This window comes from Massilia cavernae, assembly GCF_003590855.1.
Taxonomy (GTDB): domain Bacteria; phylum Pseudomonadota; class Gammaproteobacteria; order Burkholderiales; family Burkholderiaceae_D; genus Telluria_A; species Telluria_A cavernae.
Genome location: NZ_QYUP01000056.1, coordinates 1 through 19,889, shown reverse-complemented (window position 1 = coordinate 19,889; position 19,889 = coordinate 1). Strand labels below are relative to the sequence as shown.

General features: G+C 63.0%; 19 protein-coding genes and 1 pseudogene. 9 read left to right on the top strand and 11 right to left on the bottom strand.

All coding sequences use genetic code 11. From position 1 onward, the window contains the following. Positions 1-95: 95 nt before the first annotated feature. From D3872_RS05180 to D3872_RS25575, 4 genes are all read left to right on the top strand, one after another. Positions 96-1,511 carry an aspartate aminotransferase family protein gene (locus tag D3872_RS05180; protein WP_119809788.1) on the top strand — a complete coding sequence of 472 codons (1,416 nt, stop codon included), beginning with the start codon at positions 96-98 and terminating at the stop codon, positions 1,509-1,511. A gap of 34 nt (positions 1,512-1,545) precedes the next feature. Further along, complete coding sequence (locus D3872_RS05175) at positions 1,546-3,033, top strand: aldehyde dehydrogenase (protein WP_119809787.1); 1,488 nt, start codon at positions 1,546-1,548, stop codon at positions 3,031-3,033. 91 nt (positions 3,034-3,124) lie between these two features. Further along, positions 3,125-4,579: an NADP-dependent succinate-semialdehyde dehydrogenase gene (gene gabD, locus D3872_RS05170; RefSeq protein ID WP_119809786.1), complete on the top strand. Its 1,455-nt coding sequence runs from the start codon at positions 3,125-3,127 to the stop codon at positions 4,577-4,579. Positions 4,580-4,716: 137 nt separating this feature from the next. Further along, positions 4,717-4,890 (top strand): hypothetical protein, encoded by a 174-nt coding sequence (locus D3872_RS25575; protein ID WP_182915693.1) that lies wholly within the window; start codon positions 4,717-4,719, stop codon positions 4,888-4,890. Between the two features lie 51 nt (positions 4,891-4,941). On the opposite strand, the gene D3872_RS05165 is transcribed toward D3872_RS25575, so the two are convergent. From D3872_RS05165 to D3872_RS05130, 8 genes are all read right to left on the bottom strand, one after another. Continuing rightward, positions 4,942-5,301, bottom strand: a complete 360-nt coding sequence (locus D3872_RS05165) for a nucleotide pyrophosphohydrolase (protein WP_119809785.1) — start codon at positions 5,299-5,301, stop codon at positions 4,942-4,944. Then, positions 5,298-5,978 carry a carbonate dehydratase gene (can, locus tag D3872_RS05160; RefSeq protein WP_119809784.1) on the bottom strand — a complete coding sequence of 227 codons (681 nt, stop codon included), beginning with the start codon at positions 5,976-5,978 and terminating at the stop codon, positions 5,298-5,300. The genes D3872_RS05165 and can overlap by 4 nt, the downstream gene beginning before the upstream one ends. Positions 5,979-6,044: 66 nt before the next feature. Next, positions 6,045-7,166 (bottom strand): molecular chaperone DnaJ, encoded by a 1,122-nt coding sequence (gene dnaJ / locus D3872_RS05155; RefSeq protein WP_119809783.1) that lies wholly within the window; start codon positions 7,164-7,166, stop codon positions 6,045-6,047. 124 nt (positions 7,167-7,290) lie between these two features. After that, a complete protein-coding gene (gene dnaK, locus D3872_RS05150; protein WP_119809782.1) occupies positions 7,291-9,231 on the bottom strand; it encodes a molecular chaperone DnaK in 1,941 nt (646 codons plus the stop codon). Positions 9,232-9,322: 91 nt separating this feature from the next. Continuing rightward, complete coding sequence (grpE, locus tag D3872_RS05145) at positions 9,323-9,883, bottom strand: nucleotide exchange factor GrpE (protein WP_119809781.1); 561 nt, start codon at positions 9,881-9,883, stop codon at positions 9,323-9,325. Between the two features lie 396 nt (positions 9,884-10,279). Then, positions 10,280-11,386 carry a ferrochelatase gene (gene hemH / locus D3872_RS05140; protein ID WP_119809780.1) on the bottom strand — a complete coding sequence of 369 codons (1,107 nt, stop codon included), beginning with the start codon at positions 11,384-11,386 and terminating at the stop codon, positions 10,280-10,282. Between the two features lie 42 nt (positions 11,387-11,428). Continuing rightward, the gene (gene recN / locus D3872_RS05135; protein WP_119809779.1) at positions 11,429-13,093 is read right to left on the bottom strand and encodes a DNA repair protein RecN; all 1,665 of its coding nucleotides are present in this window, start codon (positions 13,091-13,093) and stop codon (positions 11,429-11,431) included. Between the two features lie 17 nt (positions 13,094-13,110). Further along, positions 13,111-14,013 carry an NAD kinase gene (locus D3872_RS05130; RefSeq protein ID WP_119809778.1) on the bottom strand — a complete coding sequence of 301 codons (903 nt, stop codon included), beginning with the start codon at positions 14,011-14,013 and terminating at the stop codon, positions 13,111-13,113. A 386-nt stretch (positions 14,014-14,399) separates the two neighbouring features. On the opposite strand from D3872_RS05130, the gene D3872_RS26315 reads away from it, so the two are divergent. The 5 genes and pseudogenes from D3872_RS26315 to gloA form a co-directional block, all read left to right on the top strand. Further along, positions 14,400-14,660, top strand: coding sequence for a VOC family protein (locus tag D3872_RS26315; RefSeq protein WP_182915694.1), 261 nt, complete (start codon positions 14,400-14,402; stop codon positions 14,658-14,660). Positions 14,661-14,756: 96 nt separating this feature from the next. Further along, the gene (locus D3872_RS05125) at positions 14,757-15,062 is read left to right on the top strand and encodes a hypothetical protein (RefSeq protein ID WP_119809777.1); all 306 of its coding nucleotides are present in this window, start codon (positions 14,757-14,759) and stop codon (positions 15,060-15,062) included. After that, positions 15,059-16,381, top strand: coding sequence for a PQQ-dependent sugar dehydrogenase (locus D3872_RS05120; protein ID WP_119809776.1), 1,323 nt, complete (start codon positions 15,059-15,061; stop codon positions 16,379-16,381). Before D3872_RS05125 ends, D3872_RS05120 begins: the two co-directional genes overlap by 4 nt. Positions 16,382-16,477: 96 nt before the next feature. Further along, positions 16,478-16,909 (top strand): OsmC family protein, encoded by a 432-nt coding sequence (locus tag D3872_RS05115; RefSeq protein WP_119809775.1) that lies wholly within the window; start codon positions 16,478-16,480, stop codon positions 16,907-16,909. A gap of 115 nt (positions 16,910-17,024) precedes the next feature. Next, positions 17,025-17,426 (top strand): annotated as a pseudogene (gene gloA, locus D3872_RS05110) (lactoylglutathione lyase); the annotation flags it as partial. 187 nt (positions 17,427-17,613) lie between these two features. Here the strand turns inward: gloA and D3872_RS05105 are convergent. The 3 genes from D3872_RS05105 to D3872_RS05095 all read right to left on the bottom strand — a co-directional run. Further along, positions 17,614-18,972, bottom strand: a complete 1,359-nt coding sequence (locus tag D3872_RS05105; RefSeq protein ID WP_119809773.1) for a TolC family outer membrane protein — start codon at positions 18,970-18,972, stop codon at positions 17,614-17,616. A gap of 63 nt (positions 18,973-19,035) precedes the next feature. Continuing rightward, a complete protein-coding gene (locus D3872_RS05100) occupies positions 19,036-19,359 on the bottom strand; it encodes a rhodanese-like domain-containing protein (protein ID WP_119809772.1) in 324 nt (107 codons plus the stop codon). A 13-nt stretch (positions 19,360-19,372) separates the two neighbouring features. After that, the coding region (locus D3872_RS05095) for a protein-L-isoaspartate O-methyltransferase family protein (protein WP_147373800.1) at positions 19,373-19,889 on the bottom strand (517 nt) is incomplete at its 5' end.

The window sequence follows — 19,889 nt, the reverse complement described above, 5'->3', positions numbered from 1 at the left end:
GGAGCATCAGGAATTCATGACCGTCATCAGCCCGTGGGAACGCGAGCATCTGCTGCTGCACGTTTAAACCTTATACATTCAGGATTGGAATTATCATGTCTGCAAATCCAGTGCAGCCGGGCGCACAAGCCTTCGATACCCGCGCGATCCAGCAGTTGGACTCGGCGCATTACCTGCATCCGTTCACCGACTTCAAGGACCTGAACAGCAAGGGCGCGCGCGTCATTGTGCGCGGCCAGGGAATCTACTTGTGGGACTCGGAAGGCGAAAAGATCCTGGACGGGATGTCGGGCCTGTGGTGCGTCAATGTCGGATACGGCCGCACCAGCATCTCGGAGGCGGTCTACCGGCAGATGGAGACGCTGCCGTTCTATAACAGCTTCTTCAACACCACCAACGTCCCGGCCACGCGGCTTGCCGCGAAGCTGGTGGAGATCTCGCCGCCACAGTTCAACCATGTTTTCTACACTGGTTCCGGCTCCGAAGGAAACGACACCAACCTGCGCATGGTGCGCCGCTATTGGGACCTGATGGGGTTCAAAGAGCGCCACACTATCATCAGCCGCCATAACGCGTACCACGGCAGCACGGTGGCCGGCGCATCGCTGGGCGGCATGGATGGCATGCACGCGCAGGGCGGCTTGCCGATCCCCGGCATCGTCCACATCGGCCAGCCGAACTACTTCGAGTCCGGGCGCGGCATGACGGAAGCCGAATTCGGGATCGAAGCAGCCGGCTGGCTGGAAGCGAAGATCCTCGAACTCGGTCCCGAGAAAGTTGCGGCCTTCATCGGCGAGCCGGTGCAGGGCGCCGGCGGCGTGATCATCCCGCCGGCCACCTACTGGCCAGAAATCCAGCGCATCTGCGACAAGTACGGCATCTTGCTGATCGCCGACGAAGTGATCTGCGGCTTTGGCCGGCTGGGCGCGTGGTTCGGATCGGAACTGCTTGGTATCAAGCCGGACCTGATCACCTTTGCCAAGGGCGTGAGCTCGGGTTACATTCCTCTGGGCGGCGTGCTGGTGGGCGACCGGATTGCAGATGTGCTGATCGGACAAGGCGGCGACTTCAATCACGGATTCACCTACTCCGGGCATCCGGTGGCGTGCGCCGCGGCGCTGGAAAATATTCGAATCATCGAGGACGAGCAGCTGGTCAAGCAGGTGGCCAACGTAACAGGGCCCTACCTCAGGCGGAAGTTTGCCAGCCTGCGTGACCACCCGCTGGTCGGTTACGCCGACAGCTATGGGTTTGTCGCCGGCCTTAACCTGGTTCGCAAGAAGGCCGAGGTCGTGCACGACTGCGAGCTTTTCACCCCCGAGCTGGCGGTTGGGATGATCTGCCGCGGCCACATGTTCAACAACGGCATGATCATGCGCGCTGTGGGCGATCGCATGATCATCGCACCTCCCCTCGTCATGACGAAAGCGGAGATCGACGAGATGGTCAACAAGATCCGCTACTGCCTCGACAAGACCCTGGCGGACCTGCAGGAACGCGGATTGGCATGACACGCATGTAGTTGTTCAAATTTAGGAGTAGCAAATGGCAGCATCAAGCTGGCACGATCGCGCACATGCGCTGACAATGGACGGGCGCGCCTTCATCGGCGGACAGCGCGTGTGGGCGAAATCGGAGCAGTCGTTTGACAATGTGTCGCCGATCGATGGCCGCAAGCTCACAGCCGTCGCGCGCTGCGACGGTGCGGACGTCGACTTGGCCGTGGCAGCCGCGCGAGCCGCGTTCGAAGACCGCCGCTGGGCCGGACAGTCCCCCGCCGCACGCAAGCGCGTACTGATCAGGTTCGCCGACCTGGTGCTTCAGCATGCGGACGAACTGGCCCTGCTTGAAACGCTCGACATGGGCAAACCTATCCGCTACAGCAAGAGCGTGGACGTCAATGCTGCGGCCAACTGCCTGCGCTGGTACGGCGAAGCCATCGACAAGATTTACGATGAGATCGCGCCCACAGCCGACAGCGCCCTGGCCTTGATCACACGCGAACCCGTAGGCGTGGTTGCCGCCATCGTGCCCTGGAACTACCCGATGATCATGGCGGCGTGGAAGATTGCTCCGGCGCTTGCAAGCGGCAGCAGCGTCATCCTGAAGCCGTCTGAAAAGTCGCCATTGACTGCGCTGCGGCTGGCTGAACTTGGCATTGAGGCTGGATTACCGGCCGGCGTCTTCAACGTCGTGCCAGGTTTTGGCCTCGAGGCAGGCGCCGCGCTGGCCCTGCACATGGATGTCGACTGCATCGGGTTTACCGGATCTACAGGTGTAGGCAAGAAAATCGTGCAGATGGCGGGACAGTCGAACCTGAAACGTGCGTGGACGGAACTTGGCGGGAAGTCTGCCAACATCGTGTGCGCCGATTGTCCGGATCTCGACACTGCCGTCAACGCCGCCATTGGCTCCATCTATTTCAACCAGGGCGAAAGCTGCAACGCTCCATCGCGGCTGTTTGTGGAAGCGTCCATCAAGGACGAATTTATTGAGAAGGCGCTGGCGCTGATGCCAGGCTTCCAGCCCGGCGATCCGCTCGACGGTGCTACCGTGATGGGAGCTATCGTCGATGCGGCGCAGATGAAAACGGTGATGGGCTACATTGCGGCCGGTAGTGCCGAAGGCGCGCAATTGCTCGCCGGAGGGACGCAGGTCCGGATCGAGACAGGCGGCTGCTATGTCGCCCCTACCCTGTTCGACAACGTGGACAATCGGATGACCATCGCGCGCGAAGAGATCTTCGGACCGGTACTGTCGGTGCTCAGTTTTACCGATATCCACGACGCGGTACGTCAGGCGAATGCATCGCCCTACGGCCTGCAAGCAGCGGTGTGGAGTTCCAATATGAGCAAGGCGATCCAGACGGCGCGCGCGCTACGGGCGGGCACGGTGCACGTCAATCAGTACGACGGCGACGACATCACAGTGCCATTTGGCGGTTACAAACAGTCCGGCAACGGCCGCGACAAGTCGCTGCATGCCTTCGACAAGTACACCGAACTGAAGACGACCTGGATCCGTATCGGCTAAGACATTGCAACAGAACGGGGTTAACCCGGCGCGCAAAAACGGGCTAGTATGTGGAACTTGGATGACTGTCGAACATGATTGAGGAAAAGCCATGCTGAACCTGAAAGACCCTACCCTGCTGCGCCGCCAGTCCTTCATCGACGGCGCCTGGTGCGACGCGGACGACGGCAGCACGATAACCGTGACCAATCCGGCGACCGGCGAGAGCCTGGGCACCGTGCCGCACATGGGCCAGGCCGAAACCCGGCGCGCCATCGAGGCGGCCAATGCGGCCTGGCCCGCGTGGCGCAAGCGAGCCGCCAAGGAGCGCAGCGCGGTGATGCGCAAGTGGAGCGACCTGATGCTGGCCAACGCCGACGACCTGGCGCTGATCATGACCGCCGAGCAGGGCAAGCCGCTGGCGGAGGCCAAGGGCGAGGTGACCTATGCGGCCTCGTTCATCGACTGGTTTGCCGAGGAAGGCAAGCGGGTTGCCGGCGAAACGCTGCAGTCGCCGTGGCCGGACCGCCGCATGGTCGTCACCAAGGAGCCGATCGGCGTATGCGCCGCGATCACGCCGTGGAACTTTCCGGCCGCGATGATTACCCGCAAGGCCGGACCGGCGCTGGCGGCCGGCTGCCCGATCGTCGTCAAGCCGGCCGAACTGACGCCGTTCTCGGCGCTGGCGCTCGCGGTCCTTGCCGAGCGCGCCGGGCTGCCGAAGGGCGTGTTCAGCGTGGTGACGGGCGATTCCAAGGCCATCGGCAAGGAAATGACCGGCAACCCGGTGGTGCGCAAGCTGAGCTTCACCGGTTCGACCCAGGTCGGCCGCATCCTGATGGAACAATGCGCGCCGACGATCAAGAAAATTTCGCTGGAACTGGGCGGCAATGCACCCTTCATCGTGTTCGACGATGCCGACGTCGATGCGGCGGTGGAAGGCGCCATCGCATCGAAGTACCGCAACGCAGGGCAGACCTGCGTGTGCGCCAACCGGCTGTACGTGCAGGACGGCATCTACGAGGAATTCGCGAAGAAGCTGGTGGTGGCCGTGGGCAAACTCAAGGTCGGCAACGGCCAGGAGGCGGGCGTGACGCAGGGACCGCTGATCGAGGAGAAGGCCGTCATCAAGGTCGAGCAGCACATCGCCGACGCGCTGTCGAAAGGCGCGCGCCTGATGGCGGGCGGCAAACGGCACGAGCTGGGGCACAGCTTCTTCCAGCCGACCGTGCTGGCCGATGTCACGCCGTCGATGCAGGTCGCGGTCGAGGAGACCTTCGGCCCGGTGGCGCCGCTGTTCCGCTTCAAGACCGAGGACGAGGTGATTGCGATGGCCAACGATACCGAGTTCGGGCTGGCCGCCTACTTCTATTCGCGCGACATCGGGCGCGTATGGCGCGTGGCAGAGGCGCTCGAAACCGGCATGGTGGGCGTGAATACCGGACTGATTTCGAACGAGGTGGCGCCGTTTGGCGGCGTCAAGCAGTCGGGCATCGGGCGCGAAGGCTCGACGCACGGGATGGACGATTATCTGGTCATCAAGTACATCTGCATGGGCGGGATCTGACGGGACTTACAAAACCATACAATTTTGCGAATCCTGAAGATACGAAAACGCCTTATTGTATAAGGCCCCCGGGAACCCACGAGGGAAAGCCCGCCAAAGACCGGGGGTCTATCGATACCGCAGTAGGACGAGCACCAATGTACAAACTTAAGATTCTTGCCGCCTTCGTGCTGCCCGCCATGCTTGCCGCAACCGCGTTGTTGGCGTATGGGGAAGTGCGCGTCGACAGCTGCCTCGATAACGGCGGCCGCTGGGATTACAAGGATACGCGCTGTGAAGGCGTGTTGCGCGAGGTGGCGGGGTCGCTGTAGGGACCCGCAGGCAGTCGGCGGATGATGGGCTGCGCCCTCTTCCGCCCTACTCTATTTGTCCTTGTACTCGTGATATTTGCGGGCGTCGCCGCGAACCAGTTCGGCCGGATACTTGGCGCGGTTGAGCGCCATCTTTTCAACTACCGCCGCGCCAAGGTCGATGTCGAGCTTGTCGGCCATGCGCACCAGGTACACCAGCACGTCGGCCATTTCGTGGCGCACCTGCTCCACTTTCGCTTCGCCCAGCTCGTCGCGCTGCCCGTCCTGCAGCCACTGGAAATGCTCCAGCAGCTCCGCCGCTTCCACCGACATCGCACACGCCAGGTTCTTCGGCGTGTGGAACTGGTCCCAGTCGCGCTCGTCGACGAAAACCCTTACCGCGTCGCGGATGGCGTGCAGGTCGTTGCTCATTGCGCGGTGGCGTCGTAGCTTTCCAGCTTGGCCTTCATCTGCGGCGCCAGTTCGTCCGGGCTGCTGACGTTCATGCCGAGGTCGCGCAGCAGGCCGTCCTGCAGGCCATACACCCAGCCGTGCACGGTCAGCGGCTGGCCGCGCTCCCACGCGTCCTGCACGATGGTGGTTTGCGCGACGTTCACTACTTGTTCGACGACGTTCAGTTCGACCAGGCGGTCGGCGCGTTCCTTGGTCGGGAGTACCTCACCCAGGTAACGGTCGTGCTTCTGGTTGACGTCCTGCACGTGGCGCAGCCAGTTGTCGGCCAGGCCGACGCGACGGTTGACCATGGCCGCATGCACGCCGGAGCAGCCGTAGTGGCCGCAAACGATGATGTGCTTGATCTTGAGCACGTCGATCGCGAACTGCAGCACGGCGAGGCAGTTCAAGTCGGAGTGGACGACGACGTTGGCAATGTTACGGTGCACGAAAAGTTCGCCCGGCGCCATGCCAAGCAATTCGTTGGCCGGCACGCGGCTGTCCGAACAGCCAATCCACAGGTACTCAGGGGTCTGCTGGGCCGCCAGCGCCTTGAAGAATTCGGGGTCCTTCGCCACCATCGACGCCGCCCAGTTGCGGTTGCGTTCGAACAGTTCTGCGGTGGTCAGGCCGTGGGTCTTTTGGTCGTTGCTCATATTTTTCCTTTGTTCGTAAAAAAACCGCCGGCCACCTTTCGGTGCCAGCGGTTTATGGGCCAGTCCTTACTCGAAGAAGTCCTTGACCTTGTCCATCCATCCCTTGCTTTGCGGGCTGTGCTTGGCGCCGCCTTCGACCGTCAGCCGCTCGAATTCGCGCAGCAGGTCTTTTTGTTTCTCGGTCAGCTTGACCGGCGTTTCCACCACCACGTGGCAGAACAGGTCGCCCGCGTAGCCGGAGCGCACGCCCTTGATGCCTTTCGACTTCAGGCGGAAGGTCTTGCCCGACTGGGTGCCTTCCGGGATCGTGAACGATACCTTGCCCGACAGGGTCGGCACTTCGATCTCGCCGCCCAGCGTCGCCTTGACGAAGGAGATCGGCATTTCGCAGTGCAGGTCGTCGCCTTCGCGCTGGAACACGGCGTGCGGCTTGATGTGGATTTCCACGTACAGGTCGCCGGCCGGTCCGCCGTTGGTGCCCGGTTCGCCGTTGCCGGACGAGCGGATGCGCATGCCGTTGTCGATGCCGGCCGGGATCTTCACTTCCAGCGTCTTGTTACGCTTGATGCGTCCCTGGCCGCCGCATGGCGCGCACGGGTCGGTGATGACCTTGCCGCTGCCGTGGCACTTCGGGCAGGTCTGCTGGATGCTGAAGAAGCCTTGCTGCATGCGTACCTGGCCGTGGCCGGCGCAGGTGGTGCAGGTGGTCGGCGAGGTGCCGGGCTTGGCGCCGGTGCCGTGGCAGGTGTCGCACTTGTCCCAGCTCGGTACGCGGATGGTGGTGTCGAAGCCGTGTGCGGCCTGCTCGAGGGTGATCTCGAGGTTGTAGCGCAGGTCGGCGCCGCGGTACACCTGCGGGCCGGAGCTGCGGCCGCGGCCGCCGCCGAAGATGTCGCCGAAGATGTCGCCGAAACTGTCGGCAAAGCCGCCGCCCCCGAATCCGCCACCGCCGCCCATGTTCGGGTCGACGCCTGCGTGGCCGTAGCGGTCATAGGCCTCGCGCTTTTCCGGATTGGTCAGCATCTCGTAGGCTTCTTTAACTTCCTTGAACTTCTCTTCCGATTCCTTACTGTCCGGATTGCGGTCCGGATGGTATTTCATCGCGAGCTTGCGGTAGGACTTCTTGATCTCATCTTCTGAAGCGCCCTTGGCTACCCCGAGAATCTCGTAAAAATCACGCTTTGCCATTTGTCGGCACCTTGCTGTCTGTCTGCTGCTTACTTCATTATGCAAAAAAACCGAGCCGCGAACCAAAAGGGTCACCGGCTCGGCCATGTCCGCGGGCGCAGCCTGCGCGCCCGCCTACAAAGGATTACTTGTTGTCTTTGACTTCCTTGAAGTCGGCGTCGACGACGTCGTCTTCGGCCGCCTTCGACTCGGCGCCGCCACCCTGCTGGCCGCCTTCAGCACCGCCGGCTTGCTGCTGCGCCTGCTGGTCGGCGTACATCTTCTCGCCCAGCTTCTGCGATGCGGTCGACAGCGCGGCGACCTTGGCGTCGATCTCGGCCTTGTCGCCGGTCTTGAGCGAGCCTTCCAGGTCGGTGATCGCAGCTTCGATCTTCTCTTTCTCGGCCGCTTCCAGCTTGTCGCCGAACTCGGTCATCGACTTGCGGGTGGAGTGTACCAGCGCGTCGGCCTGGTTGCGCGATTCGGCCAGTTCCTTGACCTTGGCGTCTTCCGCGGCGTTCAGCTCGGCGTCCTTCACCATCTTCTGGATTTCTTCTTCCGTCAGGCCCGAGTTGGCCTTGATGGTGATCTTGTTTTCCTTGCCGGTGGCCTTGTCCTTCGCGCCGACGTGCAGGATGCCGTTGGCGTCGATGTCGAAGGTCACTTCGATCTGCGGGGTGCCGCGCGATGCCGGCGGGATGCCTTCGAGGTTGAATTCGCCCAGGCCCTTGTTGCCGGCCGCGATTTCGCGCTCACCCTGGTAGACCTTGATGGTCACCGCAGGCTGGTTGTCGTCCGCGGTCGAGAACACCTGGCTGAACTTGGTCGGGATGGTGGTGTTCTTGTGGATCATCTTGGTCATCACGCCGCCCAGGGTTTCGATACCCAGCGACAGCGGGGTCACGTCCAGCAGCAGCAGGTCCTTGCGGTCGCCGGCCAGCACCGAGCCCTGGATCGCAGCGCCGACGGCCACCGCTTCGTCCGGGTTGACGTCCTTGCGCGGCTCCTTGCCGAAGAACTCCTTGACCTTTTCCTGCACCTTCGGCATGCGGGTCATGCCGCCGACCAGGATGATGTCGTCGATGTCGGATACCTTGACGCCCGCATCCTTGATCGCGGTGCGGCATGGCTCGATGGTCGCGTTGATCAGTTCCTCGACCAGCGATTCCAGCTTGGCGCGGGTGATCTTCAGGTTCAGGTGGACCGGCGCGCCGTTCGCCATGGCGATGTACGGCTCGTTGATTTCGGTCTGCGCAGCCGACGACAGCTCGATCTTCGCGCGCTCGGCCGACGCCTTGATGCGCTGCAGTGCGATCGGGTCTTTCTTCAGGTCGAGGCCGTTGATCTTCTTGAACTCGTCGATGATGTAGTCGATGACGCGCTGGTCGAAGTCTTCGCCGCCCAGGAAGGTGTCGCCGTTGGTCGACAGCACTTCGAACTGCTTTTCGCCATCGACGTCGGCGATCTCGATGATCGACACGTCGAAGGTGCCGCCGCCGAGGTCATACACGGCGATCTTGCGGTCGCCCTTGGACGCCTTGTCCAGGCCGAAGGCCAGCGCGGCTGCGGTCGGCTCGTTGATGATGCGCTTGACGTCCAGGCCCGCGATGCGGCCGGCGTCCTTGGTGGCCTGGCGCTGCGAGTCGTTGAAGTAGGCCGGCACGGTGATGACCGCTTCGCTCACTTCTTCGCCGAGGTAGTCTTCGGCGGTCTTCTTCATCTTGCGCAGCACTTCGGCGGAGATTTGTGGAGGCGCCAGCTTCTGGCCGCGCACGCCGATCCATGCGTCGCTGTTGTCGGCCTTGATGATCTCGTAAGGCATCAGCGAGATGTCCTTCTGGACTTCCTTCTCGTCGAACTTGCGGCCGATCAGGCGCTTTACCGCGAACAGGGTGTTCTTCGGGTTGGTAACCGCCTGGCGCTTGGCCGGCGCGCCGACCAGGATTTCGCCATCATCTTGATAGGCGATGATCGACGGCGTGGTACGTGCGCCTTCCGCATTCTCGATTACCTTTGGCTGACCATTTTCCATGATCGCGACGCAGGAGTTGGTGGTCCCCAGGTCGATACCGATAATTCTGCCCATGATGTTGTCCTTTTGATTACTTAGTTTTCGATGATTCGGATATAGGGAAAAACTTCGTGCTTTCAAGAGCTTACAAAGCAGCCCCTCGTTTTTATTTTGCTTGTGCTGCTGTGACGATGGCCGGGCGCAGCAGGCGGTCGGCGATCATGTAACCTTTTTGCAACACGTTGACCACGGTGTTGGCTTCCTGGTCGGCCGGCACTACGGCCACGGCCTGGTGCTTCATCGGGTCGAGCTTGTCGCCCACGGCCGGCATGACTTCCACCAGCCGGTTGCGGTCGAACGCCGAGCTGAGCTGCTTGAGGGTCATCTCGACGCCTTCGCGCAGCGATTCCACCGTCGGGGTTTCGACCTTGAGCGCCATTTCCAGGCTGTCCCTCACCGGCACCATGGCTTCGGCAAAGCTCTCGATGGCGAACTTGTGCGCCTTGGCGACATCTTCCTGCGCGCGGCGGCGGATGTTTTCGCCTTCGGCCTTGGCACGCATGAAGGCGTCGTGCATTTCGGCCAGCTTGGCCTCGGTCGCACTCAGCTGTTCTTCGAGGCCGGGGGTACCTTCCGGTGCGGGCGCTGCTGCGCCTGCCGCTCCGGAAACCTGCACGGTTTCATCTTCCGCCGGGTTTGGCACATCCTTGTTTTCTTGGTCTTGCATCGAAAAAACTCCTACAATCAATGACTTGGCTAAATATTTAGGGTGTCTGGCTTACCATTCCAATGCAAATGGGGCTAAAGCCTACACTTTCAAGGGGTATTAGCAGCACCTGGCGCGGCGAGTGCTAATGGAAAGATGTAACAATGGTTACATTTCTTACCAATTTGAGCATTCTGACAATGGCGGAACGTCCTAGTATACGAAGCTACAAGGAGTTCCCCATGAAGCTGTCCCTGCTCGCTGCCGGCGTTTTTGCATACACCGTACTTACCGTGGTGTGGCTTTGCTACGCTGAAATGGCGATCCGCTAAGGCGTGCGGGCAAGCGCCGGGTCCGCTATTTTAACAGCCCGCAAATATTGCTTGTCAATTATGCAGGCCGGGTGTGAGCGGCTACTTACGCCGCGCCCATGCCGAGCGCATCCTTGCGCCCTGCATCGGCATCGCGCTGGCGTGCGTCGCGCTGTTGCGGCGACAGCATGGTCGGCCAGCCGATGATGTGCTGCTCGGTGATTTCCGCCATCGCGGTAATCCAGGCCGGCGATTCGTTCAGGCAGGGGATGTAGTTGAATTCCTTGCCGCCGGCGGTCATGAAGGCCTGCTTCACTTCCATCGCAATCTCTTCCAGGGTTTCCAGGCAGTCGCTGGTAAAGCCGGGACAGACCACATCGATCCGGCCGACGCCTTCGCGCGCCAGTTGCTGCACGGTCGGCGCGGTGTAGGGCTGCAGCCATTCAGCCTTGCCGAAGCGTGACTGGAAGGTCACCACGTAGTCTTCCGGCTTGAGCTTGAGCCGGTCCGCCAGCAGGCGCGCCGTCTTGAGGCACTCGCAGTGGTAGGGGTCGCCCAGCAGCAGGGTGCGCTTGGGCACGCCGTGGAAGCTCATCACCAGCTTGTCGCCGCGGCCGTGGGCGTCCCAGTATGCATGGATGCTCTCTTCCAGCGCGCCGATGTAGGCGTCGTGGTCATGGTAGTTGCGCACCAGGCGCAGCTCGGGGATGTTGCGCACCTTGGCGTAATGGGCGAACAGCGCATCCCAGACCGAGGCGGTGGTGGTACCGGAATACTGCGGGTAGGCCGGCAGCACCGCGATGCGCTCGATGTGACTGGCCTGCAGCTGGTCGAGCACCTCGGGAATCGACGGCGAGCCGTAGCGCATCGCCATCACCACCTTGACGTCTCCGTGGCCGCGCTGTCCCAGCATGTACTGCAGCAGCGCCGCCTGTTTGGCCGTGTGCACTTTCAGCGGCGAGCCTTCGCGGCTCCAGATCATCCCGTACTTCTTCGCCGACTTGCCCGAGCGGAAAGGCAGGATGATGAGGTTCATGATGAACCACCACACCACGCGCGGGATCTCGACCACGCGCGGGTCGGACAGGAACTCCTTCAGGTAACGGCGCACCGCCTTGCGGGTGGGCGCGTCGGGCGTACCGAGGTTGACCAGCACGACGGCGCTGGGGGCCACGGTGCCGTGGGCGAAAGGAGGTTCTTTGCGAAAGGGCATGAAGGTCCGGTGGTTGGCGAAAAGGCCGCTATTATAAATTGGCTAGGACGCCAGCAGTTCGCGGGCATGCTTGCGGGTTGTTGCGGTGATCTCTAGGCCACCCAGCATGCGCGCGACTTCCTCCACCCTTGCCTTGTTGTCGAGCACGTCGATGCGCGACACGGTCTTGCCCGCGTCGGTGGCGCCCTTCGATACCTGGAAGTGCTGGTTGGCCTGGCTGGCCACCTGCGGCAGGTGGGTCACGCACAGCACCTGGCGCTCCTGGCCGAGGCGCTTCAGCAGGCGCCCCACCACTTCGGCCACGCCGCCGCCGATGCCGCTGTCGACCTCGTCGAAGATCAGGGTCGGGGTGGTGGCGTCGTTGGACGTGATGACGGAAATCGCCAGCGCGATGCGCGCCAGTTCGCCGCCCGAGGCCACTTTCGCCAGCGGCCGCGGCGCCACGCCCGCATGGCCGGCAACAAGGAATTCAACCTGCTCGACGCCGTGCGCCGCAGGCTCGGACAGGTTCAGCGCCACCACGAAGCTGCCGCCGGTCATGTTCAGTTCCTGCATTGCCGCCGTCACCTGGCTGCCTAGCAGTTTGGCGGCGCCTGCGCGCGCGGCCGACAGCGTGCGCGCCGCCGCCATGTAGTCGGCCTTCACTTTCTCTTCCTGCTTGCGCAGGCCCTCGATGTCGCTGGCGTTGGCCAGCTGGCGCAGCTTGTCCGACAGGCTGGCGTATTCGCCAGGCAGTTCGTCCGGCGTGACGCGGAACTTGCGCGCGGTGCTGTGGATGGCCTCCATGCGCCCTTCCACCTGGCGCAGGCGTTCGGGATCGAGGTCGACGCGGTCGAGGTAGTCGTTCAGCGCATAGACCGCTTCCTGCAGCTGGATACGGGCCGGCTCCATGCATTCGAGCACAGGCTTGAGCGCGGCGTCGATGTCGGCCAGCTTGGATAGCCGGGTGTTCAGCGACGACAGCTGCGACAGGATCGGATGCTCCGATTCCGAGATGGCCGCCAGCGCTTCCTGCGCGCCTTCCAGCAGGCTGGCCGCGTGCGACAGGCGGCTGTGCTCATTGGTGACCTCGGCCCACTCGCCCGGCTTGACCGCCAGCTTTTCCAGTTCGCCCACCTGCCACTCCAGCCGTTCGCGCTCGATCAGCACGTTCTTCGCGTTGGTCTCGAATTCCTCGCGCTGGCGCGACAATGCGCGCCACGACTTGTAGCTGGCCGCCACCGCCTGCGCCTGCTGTTCGCCGCCGCCGTCCTTGACCGACGCCTGGCTGTCCAGCAGCGCGCGCTGGGCGTCGAGCTTGAGCAGCGACTGGTGCGCGTGCTGGCCATGGATGTCGACCAGCAGCTCGCCCAAGTCGCGCAGCTGGGTCGCGGTGGCCTGGACGCCGTTGATGTAGGCCTTCGAGCGGCCGGCGTTGTCGATCACGCGGCGCAGCAGCGCGCCGCCCTCGTCCAGCGCGAATTCGTTCTGTTCCAGCCAGGCTTTCGCCGCATCGCCCGCGGTGAAGTCGGCCGTGATGTCGGCCTTGGCCGCGCCATCGCGCACCACGCTGGCGTCGCCGCGGCCGCCCAGCGCCAGCTGCAGCGCGTCGATCAGGATCGACTTGCCGGCGCCGGTTTCGCCGGTGAAGACCGAGAAACCGCTGGAGAATTCAAGTTCAATGGAATCGACGATGACGAAGTCGCGGATGGAAAGTGTGCGCAGCATGAAGATGATCGTTTCTCTTATTTTGGCCGGCTGTCGCCCGCCGGGTATTCGTTCCAGTGCAGCTTTTCGCGCAGCGTGTCGTAGTAGGTCCAGCCTTCCGGGTGCAGGAAGGTCATGTTGTACGGGGAGCGCGATATGACGATCTGGTCGCCGTGCATCAGGCTGGCGAAGGTCTGCATGTCGAAGTTGACGCTGATGTCGCGCCCTGCCACGATTTCCACCGTGATGCTGCTGGAATCGGGCACCACGATCGGCCGGTTCGACAGCGCGTGCGGCGCGATCGGCACCAGCACGACGCCTTGCAGGCTGGGGTGCAGCAGCGGGCCGCCGGCCGACAGCGCGTAGGCGGTGGAACCGGTCGGCGTCGCGATGATCAAACCGTCCGAGCGCTGGTTGTACATGAAGTTGCCGTCCACCGTGACCTTCAGTTCGACCATGCCGGCGCCGGCGCCACGCGCCACCACCACGTCGTTGACGGCCAGGCCGCAGTGGATCGTTTCGCCCCCGCGCTTGACGCAGCCTTCAAGCAGGGTGCGCTTGTCGGCACGCGCCTTGCCGCCCAGGATATCGGCCAGCGCCGGGATCATGCGTTCGACCGGAATGTCGGTCATGAAGCCGAGACGGCCCAGATTGATGCCGATGAGGGGAACGTTGTAAGGCGCCAGCTGGCGCGCGATGCCCAGCATGGTGCCGTCGCCGCCCATCACCACCACCGCGTACGCGGCGGCGCCGAGGTCGGCGGCGCTCATGGCCTCGATGCCGTCGACGGCCAGGTGTTCCGCGGTGCCGGCTTCGAGCACCACGCGGTAGCCTGCATGCTGCAGGTAGTCCACCAGCTGCCGCACCGGCACGTCGATGCCGGAGGTATTTGGCCGCACGACCAGCGCGATGGTTTTCTGCATGTCAGGCGTTGCGGGCATAGAAATCTCGGCGATTGGTTGATGGCGTCACGCAGGAGATTACCCGATAATGCCTGCGGCTGCCAGAAGGCCTGCCGGCCAAAATGCTGTACGAATCCACAGTATAGAATGCAGCGGCGGTCCAGGGCAAGACAACAACAAATACGACGGAGACACTTCATCAGATTTGCTCCGAGAAACCTCGTCCTGCAGGACGGGGAGGAGTCGGGCGCGTAGCGCCCGCAGCCGTCCACGTGAAAAAACGTATTGAACTTCGGTGTTGGGGCATGGTCAAACTTCATAAGTGCTTCAGTATGCGATTACGCGCTGGGGCATGAGTCACCTGTACCGTTTTTTCCGATCCGCAGTCGCCTTTAGGCGAGGTCGAGAGATATCCTGCGGATTGAATAAGAAGCTGGGCTACTTTTAGTCCGACTTCCGTCTGGGGCATCAGACGCCAGCAGTGGGAATCCCCTTCCGTTCACGAAGGGGAGGATGTCAAGTTCAACCTGGTGGTCGACGACCTCGACGGCGCGCTGCGCCACGTGGCCGAGGCCGGCGCCGAACTGGCGGGCGAGCCGGAATCGTTCAGCTATGGCCGCTTCGGCTGGTTCATCGACCCGGACGGCAACAAGGTCGAACTGTGGGAGCCTTCCGGCACCATTTAAGTACCCCGCTGTCCCTCGTCTCAATTGGGCGACCCGCTTCAAGGCAAGGCGATACCATTTGCACAATAAGCGAACCGATTTTGGCGAGGAACAGACATGGTGACGGAATCCAGGGACCGCAGGGTCAACACCGACGCGAGGGTCTTGAACGAGGGAGTCAAGCGCATGCCGCACGAGCGCGACGAGTCGCCCGACACCCAGGAAGTACATCCGCGCGGCGTGATGGAGCAGGCCGCCAGCGACCTGGAACAGGGCCTGGTCGACACCGACCTGCACGGCCAGCGCGGCATTGAACAAGCAGTGCAGCACACGGACACGCCCGGCCAGGCCAAGCCGCGCGACAACGCCGGCGAAGGCATGCGCCACACCGGTTCCGGCACCCCACGCGGAGGCAAGGTATGAAGTCCGCGGTCCTGATCCCTGGCCTGGCGCTGTCCGCGCTGTGCGCCTCCGCCTTCGCCCAGACCATGCCGCCCGGCTTCGGCCCGAACCCCGCCCTCCCCGCTCCCGAAAAAACCCTGCTGCCGACCGTGAAGGTGGCCAAGGCCACGCCATGGCCGAGCGGCACCCGCCCGGTCGCGGCGCAGGGACTGGCGGTCGCGGCCTACGCCGGCCAGCTTGACCACCCGCGCTGGCTGTATGTGTTGCCCAACGGCGACGTGCTGGCGGCCGAGACCAACCGCCCTCCGAAGAACATGGAGAAGCCGGGCGGCCCGGTGGCCAAGGTCAAGGGCAAGGTCATGGACCAGCAGAAGAAAAAGGCGGGAGCCGGCGTGCCTTCGGCCAACCGCATCACGCTGCTGCGCGGCGTCGGCTCCAACGGCCAGGCCTTGAGCCGCAGCGTCTTCCTCGACGGGCTGATGTCGCCGTTCGGCATGGCCCTGGTCGGCAATGAACTGTTCGTCGCCAATGCCGACGCCATCGTCAAGTTCCCGTACAAGGAAGGCGATACCCGCATCACGGCGAAAGCCACCAGGGTCGCCGACCTGCCGTCGAAACTGAACCACCACTGGACCAAGAGCCTGGTCGCCAGTCCGGACGGCAGCAAGCTGTATGTGGGCGTCGGATCGAACAGCAATGTCGGCGAAAACGGCATGGCACTGGAAGAAGGACGCGCCGCCATCTGGGAATTCGACCGCGCCACCGGCAAGGGGCGCATTTTCGCGAGCGGGCTGCGCAATCCGGTCGGCATCGCCTTCCACCCTGAGTCGCAAGCGTTGTGGACCAGCGTCAACGAGCGCGACGAGTTGGGCAACGACCTTGTCCCCGACTACATGACCTCGGTGCAGGACGGCGGCTTCTACGGCTGGCCGTACAGCTACTTCGGCCAGACTGTCGACACGCGCATCAAGGCGCCGCGTCCGGACCTGGTGGCCAAGGCCATCGTGCCCGACTACGCGCTCGGCTCGCACACGGCATCGCTGGGGCTGGCCTTCTACGACGGCAACCTGATGCCCCAGTTTAAGAACGGCGCACTGGTTGGCCAGCATGGGTCGTGGAACCGCAAGCCGATGTCCGGCTACAAGGTGCTGTTCGTGCCTTTCGCCGGCGGTAAGCCAAGCGGCCCGCCGCAGGACCTGGTCACCGGCTTCCTCAGCCAGGACGAGGAAAAAGCCTTTGGCCGCCCGGTTGGCGTGGCGGTCGACAAGGCCGGCGCCATCCTGTTTGCCGACGACGTCGGCAATGTCGTCTGGCGCGTCACACCTGTTGCCGCACAATAAGGCGGGCACGGATTCTGTGCGTTTGCGTACAGAGTCCGCCGCGGCGCCGTGTCACTGTTGTAAATTCATCCCAACGAAAAGCCATGGAGGTTATCAATGACTATCAAGCGCTCAGCGTCCGCCGCCTGGAGCGGCGGCCTGAAAGACGGCAAAGGTTCCATCTCCACCCAAAGCGGCGTGCTTGACAGCACCCAGTACGGATTCAACACACGGTTCGAAAATGGCCCCGGCACCAATCCGGAAGAACTGATCGGCGCCGCGCATGCGGGCTGCTTCACGATGGCGCTGTCCGGCAAGCTTGGCGAAGCCGGGATGACGGCGAAGCACCTTGCCACCACGGCCACCGTGTCGCTTGAAAAGGTCGATGGTGGTTTTTCCATCACCGCAGTCCATCTCGATTTGGTGGCCCAGATTCCGGGCGCCAGCCAGGAAGCCTTCGACAAGGCGGCGCACGATGCCAAGGCAAACTGCCCGGTCTCCAAACTGCTCAACGCAAAAATCACGCTCGACGCACGGCTGGAAGCATAAGCGGCTGCCGGAGCAATCGGGTACCCGGTGCCTGGTGCGCTAATGCCGCGCGCCCGGCACGAATTTCGTGCAGCGCTTAGAATTCCGGATTCTCAATAACAGCCAAGGGGCACGGATGCGTATCCTGCACACCATGTTGCGGGTCGGCGACCTGCAGCGATCCATCGATTTCTACACCAAGGTTCTAGGCATGAAGCTGCTGCGCACCAGCGAGAACGAGCAGTACAAGTACACGCTTGCGTTTGTCGGCTACGGCAACAACCCGGATCATGCGGAGCTGGAGCTGACGTACAACTGGGGCGTGGACAAGTACGAGATGGGCAACGCGTACGGACACATCGCCATTTCCGCGGACGATATCTATGCAACCTGCGAAGCGGTGCGCGCCAACGGCGGCAACGTCACGCGCGAACCGGGGCCGGTCGCGGGCGGCAGCACTGTCATTGCCTTCGTTACCGATCCGGATGGGTACAAGATCGAGTTCATCGAGCGCAAGTTCGATGGAGGTGGGCGGGGTTGCACGCTTAACGGCGTCAGTGCCAACGCTTTGCATGGTGGATGCGGGCAGGCCCTTATCCACCCTACGGACCGTGAGGTGCAAACGAAAAAGCGGCGCTACGTGAGCGCCGTTTTCTTATTACGTGCGTTTTCTGTCCGTAGGGCGGATAAGCGCTTGCGCGCATCCGCGTGAACAGAGTTGACGCTTACTTCTGCAGCAGGTTATTCACCGGGATCAAGTCGTCCTCGCGCAGCGAACCAGCCGCCGACTTCAGGCGCAGGCCGTTGACGATGGTGTCGTAACGCGCGCGCGACAGGTCGCGGCGGGTCGAGTACAGCTGGCGCTGCGCGTTCAGCACGTCGATGTTGATACGCACGCCAACCTGGTAACCCAGCTTGTTCGAATCGAGCGCGGACTGGCTCGATACTTCCGCCGCTTCCAGCGCCTTGACCTGCGCCAGGCCGCTGTTCACGCCCAGGTAAGCCTGGCGCGCCACTTGCGCTGCATTGCGGCGCGTGGTTTCGAGGTCGTTGCGGGCCTTGTCTTCCAGCGCGATCGATTCACGCACGCGGCTGGTCACGGCAAAGCCGTTGAAGATCGGTACCGACCACTGCACGCCGATGGCGTTGTTCTGGGTGCTGCCCGAGGCGCTGGTCTGGCCGCTGACCTTGCGGTGCGACGAGTTGGCAACCAGGTCGAGCGTCGGATAGTGGCCCGCGCGGTTCTTCTGAATGTCGCGCTTGGCCGATTCCAGCCCCAGCTGGGCCGCCACCACGCCGTAGTTCTGGGTCTCGGCGGACGACACCCATGGATCGATCACGGCCGGCGACGGGGCGGCCAGCGCCACGCCCGGCTTGAGCGGGGCTAGTGCGCCGGCAGGCGCGCCGATGATGGACTGAAGCGCGGTGCGCTTGTTTTCCAGGTCGTTGATCGCGGCGAATTCCTGCGCCACCACCAGATCATACGCCGCCTGCGCTTCGTGCGTGTCGGTGATGGTCTGGGTGCCGACTTCGAAGTTGCGCTTGGCCGAGGCCAGCTGCTCGGTGGTCGCGGTCTTTTGTGCGCGGATCGTTTCCAGATTGTCCTGGGCCGAAAGCACGTCGAAGTAAGCCTGCGCCACGCGGGTGATCAGGTCTTGCTGGGCCTGGGCGAACTGCGCTTCACTGATCGACTGCAGCAGCTTGCTTTGCTGGTAGGTCTGCCAGTTAGCCCAGCGGAACAGCGGCTGGGTCAGCGACAGCGCGTAGTCGGTGGTGCGCAGGTTGCTGCCGCCGCCGAAAATGGTGCCGGTCTGGCCGTTCGGCAGCGTGCCGACCTGGCCTTCGTTCCATGGCGAGACGTCGCTGTCATTCTTGACGACGGAGCCGCTGGCGCCAACGGTTGGCAGCAGCAGCGACCGGCCTTGCGGAACCCTCTCGCGCCCAGCGGCGGCCGAAGCGCGCGCGCTCGCGAACACGGCGTCGTTCGCCAGTGCTTGCTTGTACACTTCAAGCAGGTCGGCTGCCTGAGCGTTGAGCGAGAAAAACGCGCTGGCGATCAACGCGGCGATTAAGGGTTTCTGCATTGCGGTCTCCGTTGGAGTCATCAAGATGGTTAGAAAAATATTTGCAGCCGATTACGCGTGGCCTCAGTACTTAGGCATCGCGCTGTCGACCTGCACAGCCCAGGCGTGAATCCCGCCCGTCAAATTCATTACGTTCGTAAAGCCGTTACGCTCCAGGAAGTTCGCGACCGCCATGCTGCGCGCGCCGTGATGGCAGATGCAGACAATCTCGGCATCGTCATCCAGTTCCTGCAGCCTGGCCGGAACGGTGTTCATCGGAACCAGGTTCGAGCCTTCGATATGGCAGGTCTCGAACTCCCAGTTCTCGCGCACATCCAGCAGCACCGGGCGGGGACGCGCTTCGTCTCCCAGCCAGTCCGCCAGTTCAGGTGCGGTAATGTGTTTCATGTTCCGCGCCGCCTCAGAACGTGAAGTGCGATACGGCAGGCGCGCCTTGCAGCTGCTTGACGTTGGTCTCGAAGACCTTGACCGTGTCGTACGCGGTCTCCGATACGCGGGTGATCACGTTGACCGACATGACCGGCGCGTGGCCGATGATCGCGCAGATGCGGCCGCCGACCTTGACCTGCTTGAGGAAGGCTTCCGGCAGTACTTCCAGCGCGCCCGAGATCACGATCACGTCGTACGGCGCACCCTTGTCCCAGCCTGCGGCGCCATTGCCTTGTTCAACCGTGGCGTTGGTCACGCCGGCGCGGGCCAGGTTCTGTTCCGCCATCTCGGCCAATTCGGGCGAGATCTCGACGGTCGTCACGTGGCGGCCCTTGTGCGCCAGCAGCGCGGCCATGTAGCCCGAACCGGTGCCGATTTCGAGGACGGTCTCGTGCTTCTTAAGATTCACTTCCTGCAGGATGCGCGCTTCCATCTTCGGCGTGAACATCGCTTCGCCGCCGGGCAGCGGAATTTCGGTGTCGACAAAC